The following is a 13,801-nucleotide window of genomic DNA, read 5'->3' on the forward strand; positions in this document are numbered from 1 at the left end:
GTCGTCGTTCGGGATCAGCGGCACCAACGCCCACACCATCATCGAAGAAGCCCCGGCGGCTGTGGAGTCGCCGGTCGCTGAGCGTCGTCCGCTGCCGGTGGTGCCGATCCTGGTGTCGGCCACCGATGGTGAAGCGTTGCGCAGCCAGGCCGAGCGGATCGCCGGCGCGATCGGCGAGGCGAGCCTGGCGGATGTGGCGTTCTCGCTGGCCACCGGCCGGGCCGCGTTGCCGGTCCGGGCGGTCGTGGTGGCTGCGGACGCCGACGAAGCGGTCCACCAGCTCGGTGAGGTCACCGCGCGTACTGCGGTGGCCGGCCGGACCGCACTGCTGTTCACCGGTCAGGGCTCCCAATGGTCCGGTATGGGCCGGGAACTCTACGACCACTTCCCGGCCTTCGCCGACACGTTCGACGGGATCGCGGCGCAGCTGGACCTGCCGTTGCACGACGTGGTGTTCGGCGTTGATGAGCGGTTGGATCAGACGGAGTTCACCCAGGCGGCGTTGTTCGCCTACGAGGTGTCGATGTTCCGCCTCCTCGAGTCGTGGGGTGTCAAGGCCGATGTGCTGGCCGGGCATTCGATCGGTGAGGTCGCCGCCGCCTACTGCGCCGGTCTGTGGAGTCTGGAGGACGCCTGCCGGTTGGTGGCGGCGCGGGGCCGTCTGATGCAGGCCCTGCCGGCCGGTGGTGCGATGGTCGCGATCCAGGCGTCCGAGGACGAGTTGGCCGGTGCGGACGTCGACATCGCGGCGGTCAACGGGCCCCGGTCGCTGGTGATCTCCGGCCCGGTGGAGAAGGTGGAGGCGGTGGCGGCGAGGTTCGCCAAGACCCGCCGCCTCGAGGTGTCGCACGCGTTCCACTCCTCGCTGATGGACCCGATGCTCGACGAGTTCCGCGCGGTCGTGCAGACACTCGCGTTCCAGACACCCTCCATCGCGCTGGTCAAGGACGTCTCCGACCCCGAGTACTGGGTACGCCACGTCCGCGACACCGTCCGCTTCGCCGACGATGTTGCGGCTCTGAGCGGTGTGGCCAGATTCGTGGAGGTCGGGCCGGACGCCGTTCTGTTGGCGGCGACCGCTCAGGTCCTGGGCGATGACGTTGTTCTTGCTGCGACGTCGCGATCGGGGCGGCCGGCGCTGGTCACGTTGTTCACCGGTCTTGGGCAGATGTGGTCGAGTGGCGGTCACGTCGACTGGAACCCGGTGTTCGCCGGTACTGGTGCGCGGCGGGTGGATGTGCCGACGTACGGGTTCCGTCGTGATCGTTACTGGCCGGAGTTCTCGGCGGTCGATCCGGTGGAGTCGGTGGCGGATGCGGCGTTCTGGCGTGCGGTGGAGCGTGAGGATCTGCCGGCGGTGGCGGGTGAGCTGGGGTTGACTCCGGCGGATCAGTTGTCGTTGCAGGCGGCCCTGCCGGTGTTGTCGTCGTGGCGCCGCTCCCAGCGGGAACGTGACGCGGTCGACTCCTGGCGTTACCAGGTCACCTGGCAGCCGGTCACGATGCCGGCTGCGGTGTTGCCGGGCCGGTGGCTGCTGGTCGGCGCGGATGTCGATGCGCAGATCGCGGACGCGGTGACCCGGGCGTTGACCGCGGCCGGAGCTGAAGTAGCGACCGCCGGGGTGGGCGAGGTCGCCGACCTCGGCGCGGTGGCCGGTGTGGTGTCGCTACTCGGTTTGGACGTCACACCCGGCCGCGCGTATCCGGTGGTTCCGGCGGGGTTGACGGCCACGGTGCGGCTTCTGCAGGGATTGCCGGCTGAGTTCGCTGGTCGGGTGTGGTGTGTGACGCGGGGTGCGGTGGCGGCGGGTCGTGGTGATGGTGGGGTGGACGCGGATCAGGCCCGGTTGTGGGGTTTGGGCCGGGTGGCGGCGTTGGAGATGCCGCTGGTGTGGGGTGGTCTGGTCGACCTGCCCGACATCCTGGACGACCGCGCCGGCACCCGCCTGGCCGCGGTCCTCGCCTCCGGTGTCGAGGACCAGGTCGCGATCCGTTCCGCCGGGATCTCGGTGCGCCGTCTCACCCGCACCCCGCGTCCGTCGGTGGCGCCGTGGGCGCCGCGGGGCACGGTGCTGGTGACTGGTGGCACGGGTGGTATCGGTGCCACGGTGGCTCGTTGGCTGGCCGGGGCGGGTGCGGCGCGTCTGGTGTTGACCAGCCGTCGTGGTCTTGCCGCGCCGGGTGCGCAGGCGCTGGTCGATGAGCTGGCCGCGGTCGGTGTGAGCGTGGAGATTCTTGCGGCTGACATGACCGATCGGGTCGCAGTGGCGCGGGCGCTGGAGGTGGCCGGTGCGGATCTGAGTGCGGTGGTGCATTCCGCGGGTACCGACATGGTTGTTCCGGTCGCCGCTCTGACTGAGCAGGATTTGGCGGACGCGGCTGGTGGCAAGGTCGCCGGTGCCCGGTATCTCGATGAGTTGTTGGGTGATCGGGAGTTGGACGCGTTCGTGGTGTTCTCCTCGATCGCGGGGGCGTGGGGCAGTGGTAACGGTGCCGCGTACGCCGCCGCGAACGCCTATCTCGATGCAATCGCTGCGGATCGGCGTCGTCGGGGTCTGGCCGGCACGGCGATCGCGTGGGGCCCGTGGTCCGAGGTCGGCATGGCCGTCACCGGGAACTCCCAGGAGCATTTGGCTCTGCGCGGGCTGACCGCGATGGCCCCGGCGACGGCGGTCACCGCGATCGCCGCGGCGGTGGCGGCCGATCCCGGGCAGATCGTGGCGCAGGTGGACTGGCCACGGTTCGTCGACGTATTCACCGCCGGTCGGCCCGCGCCGCTGCTCGCCGAGGTGGCGCCGCGGCGGGAGGCGGTCGCGGTGTCGGCGAACCACCCGCTGCTCGATGAGTTGGCCGCACTGCCGGAGGCGGCCCGGCTGGAGCGGCTGGTCGGGCTGGTCCGCGCGGAGGCGGCGGTGGTGCTGGGTCACGCCGACGCGGCGGGTATCGCGCCGGAGCGGGCGTTCCGGGAGGTCGGGTTCGACTCGTTGACCGCGGTGGAGCTGCGGAACCGGTTGCGCGACGCTACCGGTCTGTCGTTGCCCGCGACGTTGGTGTTCGATCACCCGTCCCCGCTGGTACTGGCCGGGCACCTACGGGACCAGTTGATCGGTGTAGTACTCGACACGGCCAGCCCGCTGCCCGCGGTCACGGTCACCGATGACGAGCCGATCGTCATTGTCGGTATGGCGTGTCGTTATCCGGGTGGGGTGACCGATCCGCAGGGGTTGTGGGATCTGGTCGCCGCCGGTGGCGACGCGGTCGCGGCGTTCCCGGACGACCGGGGCTGGGACCTGAGTGGATTGTTCGATGCCGACCCGGACAGCGCGGGGACCAGTTACGCCAGCGAGGGCGGGTTCCTCGAGGGTGTGGCGGATTTCGACGCCGGGTTCTTCGGGATCAGCCCCCGCGAGGCGCTGGCGATGGACCCGCAGCAGCGGCTGCTACTGGAGACCGGGTGGGAATCGATCGAACGCGCCGGGATCGACCCGCGCTCGCTGCGCGGATCCCGCACCGGAGTGTTCGTGGGCACGAACTCCCAGGACTATCCGACCCTGCTGATGCTGGCCGGCTCGCAGAACACCGAAGGTCTGCTCGGTACCGGTAACTCCGCAAGCGTCGTCTCCGGTCGGCTGTCCTACACCTTCGGCCTCGAAGGCCCGGCCGTGACTGTCGACACGGCGTGTTCGTCGTCGCTGGTCGCGCTGCATCTGGCGGCGCAGTCGATCCGGCAGGGCGAGTGCGATATGGCCCTGGCCGGTGGTGTGGTGGTGATGGCCACCCCGGGCACGTTCATCGAGTTCTCCCGCCAACGTGGCCTGGCCACCGACGGCCGCTGCAAAGCGTTCTCCGACGACGCCGACGGCACCGGCTGGGCCGAAGGCGCCGGCATGCTGCTGCTGGAACGGCTGTCCGACGCCCGCCGCAACGGTCACCAGATCCTCGCCGTCATAGCCGGCACCGCAGTCAACCAGGACGGCGCCTCCAACGGCCTGACCGCCCCGAACGGTCCCGCGCAGCAGCGCGTGATCCGCCAGGCCCTGGCCAACGCCCGCCTGACCCCCGCGGACGTGGACGTGGTCGAGGCGCACGGCACGGGTACGACGCTGGGTGACCCGATCGAAGCGCAGGCGGTCCTCGCCACCTACGGCCAGGACCGGGAGACCCCGCTGTGGCTGGGGTCGTTGAAGTCGAACATCGGCCACGCCCAAGCCGCGTCCGGCGTCGGCGGCATCATCAAAATGGTCATGGCCCTGCGCCACGGCCTGCTCCCCAAGACCCTGCACATCAGCGAACCATCCACGAAGGTCGACTGGTCGGCCGGTGCGGTCAACCTGCTCACCGAGAGCATCGCCTGGCAAGCCGGGGAGAAGACACGCCGCGCCGGTATCTCCAGCTTCGGGATGAGCGGCACCAACGCCCACGTCATCATCGAAGAACCACCCACACCCGACGAAACCCCGATCACCGGAACCCCGCTGCCGGTCCTGCCCGTCGTGCTCAGCGGCCGGAGCCCGGAAGCGGTACGCGACCAGGCGGCGCGGCTCACCGCGCTGGTCCGGTCCCAGCCCGACACGGACCTGACCGACCTGGCGTACTCGCTCGCCACCACCCGTGCGGCGCTGGAGGAACGGGCCGGCTTCGTCATCACCGACCGCGATTCGCTGCTCGGCGGTCTCGCCTCCGTCGACCCGGTGACCGTGACGGAGGGCGGCACGGCGTTCCTCTTCACCGGTCAGGGCGCACAGCGTCCCGGAATGGGCCGCGACCTCTACGACACCTTCCCGGTGTTCGCCGACACGTTCGACGAGATCGCCGCGCATCTGGACCTGCCGCTGCACGAGGTCGTCTTCGGCGACGACGAACGCCTCCACCAGACGCAGTACACCCAGGCCGCCCTGTTCGCCTTCGAGGTGGCCCTGTTCCGCCTGCTGGAGTCGTGGGGGGTCCGCCCGGACATGATGGCCGGGCACTCCATCGGTGAGGTGGCGGCGGCGTACTGCGCCGGGGTGTGGAGCCTGGCGGACGCGTGCCGTCTGGTGGCGGCTCGCGGCAGTCTGATGCAGGCGCTGCCGGCGGGCGGGGCGATGGTCGCGATTCAGGCCGCCGAGGAGGAGCTGGCCGGTTTCGACGTGGACCTCGCGGCGGTCAACGGTCCGCGGTCGGTGGTCGTCTCCGGTCCGGTCGACAAGGTGGAGGCGGTTGCGGCGGCGTTCGCCAGGAGCCGCCGGTTGGAGGTGTCGCACGCGTTCCACTCGTCGTTGATGGATCCGATGCTCGACGAGTTCCGTGCCGTGGTCGAGTCGCTGGTCTTCAACGAGCCGACGATTCCGCTGGTCAAGGATGTGTCGGATCCGGACTACTGGGTGCGGCACGTGCGGGAGACCGTCCGCTTCGCCGACGACATGAGCGGCCTGCACCGCGCCGGTGCCCGTACCTTCGTCGAGGTCGGGCCGGACGGCGTGCTCAGCGCCGCCGGAGTGGAATGTGTGCCGGAGCAGGGGGTGCACTTCGTGCCCACGGTCCGCCGCGGGCGCGACGAGATCGGCACGCTGGTTTCCGCGCTCACCCGGGTGTACGTCGTCGGAGGCGCACCCGACTGGGCCGCGGTGTTCGCCGCCACCGGCGCGCGCCGCACCGACCTGCCCACGTACGCGTTCCAGCGCCGGCGCTACTGGCCGGACACCGCCGCCGTGTCCGCCCATCAGAGCGGTACCGCCGACAACGCGTTCTGGCAGGCGATCGAGGACGGCGACCTGCACGGCCTGTCCTCGGCTTTGCGCCTGCGCGACGGCGAGCACGAGTCTCTGGCGGCTGTGCTGCCCGCGCTCGCCACCTGGCGCCGCGACCGCCAGGACCGCGACGCGGCGGATGCCTGGCGCTACCGCGTCACCTGGACCCCGGTCGCCGCGGCGGTCCCGTCCGCCCCGGCCGGCCGCTGGCTGGTGCTGACCTCCGACGGTCAGGACGTGCCCGCGACGATCGCGGCGGCCTTCGCCCGGCATGGAGGCGCCGTCGAGCGGTTTGTGGTCGAGGCGGCGGAGTCCCGGGCCACGCTGGCCCGGCGCTTCACCGAGGTACCCGCTGCGGCGCCCCTCGCGGGTGTGCTCTCCCTGCTCGCCCTCGACCCGGCCACGGCCGGCGACCCGGATGCCGGACGACTCGGCGTGACGGTCCGGACCGCGCAGGCACTGGACGACGCCGGGGTGGCCGCGCCGCTGTGGTGCGCCACCCGGTACGCCGTGTCGACCGGCACCTCCGACGCCGCGGTCGTACCCGAGCAGGCACAGGTGTGGGGCCTGAGCCGGGTCATCGGCCTGGAGAACCCGGGGCACTGGGGCGGACTCGTCGACCTGCCCGGCACCCTCGACGACGCCGCGGCGGACCGGCTGATCGCCGTGCTCGCCGCCGACGAGGACGAGGTGGCGATCCGTCCGGGCCGGGTGTTCGGGCGCCGCCTCGCCCCGGCGCCGCCGGCCGCGGGCCGCCGGGCCTGGCAGCCGCACGGCACCGTCCTGGTCACCGGCGGGACCGGCGGGATCGGCGCCGAGGTCGCCCGCTGGCTCGCGACGGAGGGCGCGGAGCGGTTGATTCTGACCAGTCGCCGCGGCCCGGCGGCACCCGGCGTGGCCGACCTGACCGCCGATCTGGTGGCGGTCGGAGCCAAGGTCGAGGTCATCGCCTGCGATGCGGACGACCGGGATGCGCTCGGCTACGTACTCGCGCAGATTCCCGAAAATTCCCTAACTGCGGTCGTGCATGCTGCTGGTGTGTCCCATTCCATGCGCGTCGATCAGCTCGATGACGCCGAGTTCGCGGCGGCCGCCGCCGGTAAGGTCGCCGGCGCTCGGCACCTCGACGAGCTGCTCGGCGACCTCGAACTGGAGGCGTTCGTGGTGGTGTCCACGATCGCCTCGGTCTGGGGGAGCGGCTCCAGCGGCGCGTACGCGGCTGCCGGCGCCTATCTCGACGGTCTGGTCGCGAACCGGCGTGCCCGTGGTCTCGCCGCCACCGCGGTCGCGTTCGGACCGTGGGCCGAAGTCGGTCTGTCCACAGTGGGGGAAACCGCCGCGGAACTCAGCCGACGTGGGTTGCGGATGTTGCCGCCGCGTCCGGCCGCGGCCGCGGTGGGCACCGTGGTCGGCACCGGCCACGACCTCGAGGTCGTGGCGGACGTCGACTGGTCACGGTTCGCGCCGATCTACAACTCCGCACGGGCCTGGCGCCTCCTCGACGAGGTGCCCGAGGCCGTGGCCGCGGTGACCGGCACCAGCACCGACACCGAGGACGGGTCCCGGCTCGCCGACGAGCTGGCCGCCCTGCCTGCCGCCGACCGCGAGCCACATGTGGTGAAGCTGGTCACGGCCGCGTCCGCGGCCGTGCTCGGCCACGACGCGGGCAGCTCGGTGCCGTCCGGCCGGGCGTTCCGGGACCTCGGCTTCGATTCGCTGACCGCGGTGGAGCTGCGTAACCGGCTGAATGCCGCCACCGGCCTGACCCTGCCGGCCGCGCTGGTCTTCGACTACCCGACCCCGGCGGTCCTCGCCGCTCACCTGGTGGAGCGGCTGGCCGGGCCGGAGCCGGACGGCGCCGCGGCGCTGCTGGCCGAACTCGACCGCATCGAGCTGGGCTTCAGCACCACCGACATCGACAGCGCCCAGCGGTCCGCGCTGACCGACCGGCTTCAGCGGATGCTCGCTCGATGCACCGACGCCCCGGCCGCCGCCGGGGATGCCGAGGTGTCGATCACCGAGCAGCTCGAGTCGGCCACCTCCGACGACATCTTCGACCTCATCGACCGGCGCTTCGGTACGTCTTGAACGTGTCGTCGCCCCGAGAACGGCTTTGGTGATTCGATTGCCTTCCTCTCAGGAAGAGAAGCTGCTCGACTACCTCAAGCGGATGACCGCCGAACTGCACACGGCCCAGACGCGGCTGGAGCAGATCGAGTCGGACAACACCGAGCCGATCGCGATCGTGGCAATGGCGTGCCGGTACCCCGGCGGGGTGCAGTCGCCGGAGAACCTGTGGGACCTCGTCCGGGACGGCGTCGACGCCGTCTCGGACTTCCCGACCGACCGGGGTTGGGACCTGGACGCGCTGTACGACCCGGATCCGGACGCCGAGGGCACCGCCTACACCCAGCAGGGCGGTTTCCTGGACGGCGCCGCCTCGTTCGACCCGGAGTTCTTCGGGATCAGCCCGCGCGAGGCGGCGTCGATGGACCCGCAACAGCGGCTGATGCTGGAGACCGGCTGGGAGGTGTTCGAGCGGGCCGGCATCGACGTCACCACGCTCCGGGGCTCCCGCACCGGCGTCTTCCTCGGCACCAACAGCCACGACTATCCGTTGTTGCTGCTGGTCGCCGGAAGCCAGGAGAACGAGGGGCACCTGGGCACCGGCAACTCGGCCAGCGTGGTCTCCGGCCGGCTGTCGTACACCCTCGGCCTCGAGGGCCCTGCGGTCACGGTCGACACGGCGTGCTCGTCGTCGCTGGTCGCGCTGCACCTGGCGGTGCAGTCGATCCGGCAGGGCGAGTGCGACATGGCGCTGGCCGGTGGTGTGGTCGTGATGGCCACACCGGGTACGTTCGTCGAGTTCGCCCGCCAGCGCGGGCTGGCCGCCGACGGGCGCTGCAAGGCGTACGCCGACGCGGCCGACGGCACCGGCTGGGCGGAGGGCGCCGGCGTCCTGCTGGTCGAGCGGCTCTCCGACGCCCGGCGCAAGGGACACCCGGTGCTCGCCGTGGTCCGCGGTTCCGCGGTCAACCAGGACGGCGCCTCCAACGGACTCACCGCCCCCAACGGTCCCTCCCAGCAGCGGGTCATCAGCCAGGCACTGGCCAACGGCCGGCTCTCGCCGTCCGAGGTGGACGCCGTCGAGGGGCACGGCACCGGCACGACGCTTGGCGACCCGATCGAGGCTCAGGCGCTGCTCGCGACGTACGGGCAGAACCGGCCGGCGGACCGGCCGCTGTGGCTGGGTTCGCTGAAGTCGAACATCGGTCACGCGCAGGCCGCGTCCGGCGTCGGCGGCGTGATCAAGATGGTCATGGCGATGCGGCACGGTTTGCTGCCGCGCACCCTGCACGTCGACAGCCCGTCCGGCAACGTCGACTGGACCGCCGGCGACGTCCGGCTGCTCACCGAGGCGCAGCCATGGCCGGCCGCCGGGCGGCCCCGCCGCGCCGGCGTGTCCTCGTTCGGGATGAGCGGGACGAACGCCCACATCGTCATCGAGGAAGCCCCGGCCGCCGAGCCGGCCGCCGAGGAACCCGTCACCGTGACGCCGCCGGTATGGCCGGTGCCGCTGTCCGGTTTCGACGCGACCGCGCTGCGCGCCCAGGCGGACACCATCGCCCGTTCGGTGGGCGACCTGAGCGTCCGCGACATCGCCTACTCACTGGCCACCGGCCGGGCCGCGCTCAGCGCCCGCGCCGTCGTCGTCGCGGGGGACGTCGACGAACTGCGCGGCGGCCTGGCGGACATCACCGCAGGCACCCCGACCGACGGCCGGACCGCCTTCCTGTTCACCGGCCAGGGCGCGCAGTGGTCCGGCATGGGCAAGGATCTGTACGCCACGTTCCCGGTGTTCGCCGCCGCGTTCGACGAGGTGTGCGCCGCCTTCGACCTGCCGCTGAAGGAGGTCGTGTTCGGCGCCGACCGGCGTCTGCACGAGACCGCGTTCACCCAGGCGGCCCTGTTCGCGTACGAGGTCGCGACGTTCCGCCTCCTCACCTCGTGGGGGGTCCGCCCGAACATCCTGGTCGGTCATTCGATCGGTGAGGTGGCGGCGGCGTACTGCGCCGGGGTGTGGAGCCTGGCGGACGCGTGCCGTCTGGTGGCGGCCCGCGGCAGTCTGATGCAGGCGCTGCCGGCCGGCGGGGCGATGGTCGCGATTCAGGCCGCCGAGGAGGAGCTGGCCGGCTTCGACGTGGACCTCGCGGCGGTCAACGGTCCGCGGTCGGTGGTCGTCTCCGGTCCGGTCGACAAGGTGGAGGCGGTCGCGGCGACCTTCGCCAGGAGCCGCCGGTTGGAGGTGTCGCACGCGTTCCACTCGTCGTTGATGGATCCGATGCTCGACGAGTTCCGTGCCGTGGTCGAGTCGCTGGTCTTCAACGAGCCGACGATTCCGCTGGTCAAGGATGTGTCGGATCCGGACTACTGGGTGCGGCACGTCCGGGACACCGTCCGCTTCGCCGACGACGTCCGCGCGGCCGGCGAGGTCGCCCGCTTCGTCGAGATCGGCCCGGACGCGTTCCTCGCCACCGCCACCGCACAGACCATCACCGACGCCGTCGTCGTCGCCACCGCGCGCCGCAGCAAGCCGGCCGTCGCCACCATGCTCGCCGGGCTCGGCCGGATCTGGACCACCGGCGGAGCCGTCGACTGGCCCGCGTTCTACCGCCACACCGGCGCCCGCACCGTCGACCTGCCCACGTACGCGTTCCAGCACGGCCACTACTGGCCGCGGATCGACCCGGACGCCATGCGGCCCGTCCTCGGAGGAACGGACGCCGCGTTCTGGCGGGCCGTGGAGAGCGAGGACCTGACCGCGCTGGCCCGTACCCTGCGACTGCCCGACACCCAGCACGACTACCTCGCCGCGATGCTGCCCGTCCTCGCGGCGTGGCACCGCGACCGGCAGCACCGTGACCGGGTCGACACGTGGCGCTACCGGATCAACTGGGAGCCGCTGACCCCGCCCACCGCGACGCTGACCGGCCGCTGGCTGGTCCTCGGTGACGACGACCTCGCGGCCCGCCTCGCCGCCGACGGCGCCCCAGCCGCGAATAACGAACCCCTAGCTGGCGTGGTGGTGTCCGCCCCCGACACCACCACGCTCCTGCACCTGTTGCAGAACCCGCCCGCCGGACTGGAGGGCCGCATCTGGGCGGTGACCCGCGGCGCCGTCACCACCGGCCGGTCGGACGGCCGCGTCGACCCGGCACAGGCCGCCGTCTGGGGCCTCGGCAGGGTGGCCGCCCTCGAATACCCGGAGCGCTGGGGCGGACTGATCGACCTGCCACCGGTGCTCGACGACCGCGCCGCCGGCCGGTTGCTCGGCGTGCTGGCCGGGACGACCGGCGAGGACCAGGTCGCCATCCGCGCGACCGGCGCCTTCCGCCGCCGGCTCACCCACCTTCCGGCCAGCGACCATCCTGAGTGGATACCGCGCGGCACCGTCCTGATCACCGGCGGGCTGGGCGAACTCGGCACGGCGGTGGCCGGCTGGCTGGCGGAGAACGGCGCGGAGCGCCTGGTCCTGACCGGCCGCCGGGGCGGCACGGCGCCGGAGTTGAACATTCCGGTCGAGGTCGTCGCCGCCGACATGGGCGACCGTGCCGACGTGGCGCGGGTACTGGAGATCGCCGGTGACGGCCTGACCGCCGTGGTACACGCCGCCGGTGTCGACCTGGCCGGTGGCATCGACACCCTCACCGCCGCCGACCTCGACGTCGCCGCCGCGGGCAAGGCCGACGGCGCCCGTCACCTGGACGAGCTGCTCGCCGACCGTACCCTCGACGCCTTTGTGCTCTTCTCGTCGATCGCCGGAATCTGGGGCAGCGCCAACGGCGGCGCCTACGCCGCGGCCAACGCCTATCTCGACGCCCTGGCGGCCGACCGCCGCGGCCGTGGGCTGACCGCTACGTCGATCGCGTGGGGCCCGTGGGCCGAGATCGGCATGGCGGCCCGCGGCGGCACCGGCGCGCAGCTCGCCCGTCGCGGCCTCACCCCGCTGGCGACCCGCGACGCGGTGCACGCCCTCGCGATCGCGGCCGGATCCGGCGAGACCACCGAGGTCGTCGTGGACGCCGACTGGGCGCGTTTCGCCGCCGTGTTCACCACCGGACGCCCGGCACCGTTGCTGGAGGCTCTGCCCGAAACACAACCCGCCCCGGACGCGAGCACCCCGAACGCCTCCAACCCGCTGCTCGACGATCTCGCCCGGTTGCCCTCGTCCGCCCGTCTGGAACGCCTCACCGATCTGGTGCGGCGCGAGGCCGCGGCCGTGCTGGGTCACACCGACGTCACCCGGGTCACCGCCGACCGCGCCTTCCGCGACGGTGGCTTCGACTCGCTGACGGCGGTCGAACTCCGCGACCGGCTGCAGGCGGCAACCGGCCTGCGGCTGACCGCCACGCTTGTCTTCGACCACCCCACCCCGACCGCGCTCGCCGAGCTGCTGCTCGCCGAGCTGACCGGCGTGGTGGTCGACGCCGCGACGCCGCTGCCGACCGCGGCGACCGCGGACGCCGAACCGATCGTGATCGTGGGTATGGCCTGCCGCTACCCCGGCGGAATCACCGATCCACAGGGCCTGTGGGACCTGGTCACGGCCGGCGGTGACGCGATGGGTCCGTTCCCGGACGACCGGGGCTGGGACCTGAGCACGTTGTTCGACCCGGACCCCGACAACCCCGGTACCAGCTACACCAGCGAGGGCGGTTTCCTGGCCGGCGTGGCCGACTTCGACGCCGGATTCTTCGGGATCAGCCCGCGTGAGGCCGTGGCGATGGATCCGCAGCAGCGGCTGCTGCTGGAGACCGGCTGGGAGTCGATCGAGCGGGCCGGCATCGATCCGCGGTCGCTGCGAGGGTCGCGGACCGGTGTGTTCGTGGGTACGAACTCACAGGACTACCAGACGCTGCTGATGTTCGCCGACGCCGGTGACGCCGAGGGCTACATGGGCACCGGAAACGCGGCCAGCGTGGCGTCCGGCCGGCTGTCGTACACGTTCGGCCTGGAAGGCCCGGCCGTCACCGTCGACACCGCCTGCTCGTCCTCGCTGGTGGCCCTGCACCTGGCGGCCCAGTCGATCCGCCAGGGCGAGTGCGACCTCGCCCTCGTCGGCGGTGTGATCGTGATGTCCACGCCGGGCACGTTCGTCGAGTTCTCCCGCCAGCGCGGCCTGTCCTCCGACGGCCGCTGCAAGGCATTCTCGGACGACGCCGACGGCACCGGCTGGGCCGAGGGCGCGGGCATGCTGCTCGTCGAGCGACTCTCCGACGCCCAGCGCAATGGTCACCAGATCCTGGCGGTGGTGGCCGGTTCCGCGGTGAACCAGGACGGCGCGTCCAACGGCCTGACCGCCCCGAACGGTCCCGCGCAGCAGCGCGTCATCCGGCAGGCCCTCGCGAACGCCGGTGTGACGCCGGCCGAGGTGGACGCGGTCGAGGCGCACGGCACGGGTACGACGCTGGGTGATCCGATCGAGGCGCAGGCGCTGCTCGCGACGTATGGCCAGGACCGGGAGACCCCGTTGTGGCTGGGGTCGTTGAAGTCGAACATCGGCCACGCGCAGGCCGCATCCGGTGTCGGCGGCATCATCAAGATGGTCATGGCGATGCGCCACGGTGTGCTGCCGAAGACGCTGCATGTGGGTGAGCCGTCGACGAAGGTGGACTGGACATCCGGTGCGGTCAGCCTGCTGACCGAGGCGGTGGCTTGGGAGGCGGGCGACAGGCCACGCCGGGCGGGCGTCTCCAGCTTCGGGATGAGCGGCACCAACGCACACGTCATCCTGCAGGAACCGCCGGCCGCCGAGATCGCCGCGCCGACCACGCCGCTGCCCGCCGTGCCGGTGCTGCTGTCCGGTGCGGACGAGAGCGCGGTCCAGGCGGCCGCGGACGCCATCGCGGCAGCACCCGAGGTGCCCCTCGCCGATCTGGCACACACGCTGGCCACCGGCCGTGCGGCGTTGCCGGTGCGGGCGGTGGTGGTGGCTGGTGATCGTGATGAGTTGCGGCGTGGTTTGGGTGTGGTGCAGCCGGTTTCGGTGGTGGATGGTAAGACGGCGTTCCT

Annotated in this window: 2 protein-coding genes; both read left to right on the forward strand. The window is 72.1% G+C overall.

Annotated elements, in window-relative coordinates; genetic code table 11:
• Positions 1-112 precede the first annotated feature (112 nt).
• Positions 113-7,816, forward strand: a complete 7,704-nt coding sequence (locus LDL48_RS42620) for a type I polyketide synthase (RefSeq protein WP_372472343.1) — start codon at positions 113-115, stop codon at positions 7,814-7,816.
• 37 nt (positions 7,817-7,853) lie between these two features.
• Positions 7,854-13,801 (forward strand): type I polyketide synthase (locus LDL48_RS42625; RefSeq protein WP_225260911.1); only part of this gene is annotated, 5,948 nt, incomplete at its 3' end.

Origin of the sequence: Jidongwangia harbinensis (genome assembly GCF_020216025.1) — a bacterium.
GTDB lineage: Bacteria > Actinomycetota > Actinomycetes > Mycobacteriales > Micromonosporaceae > Actinoplanes > Actinoplanes harbinensis.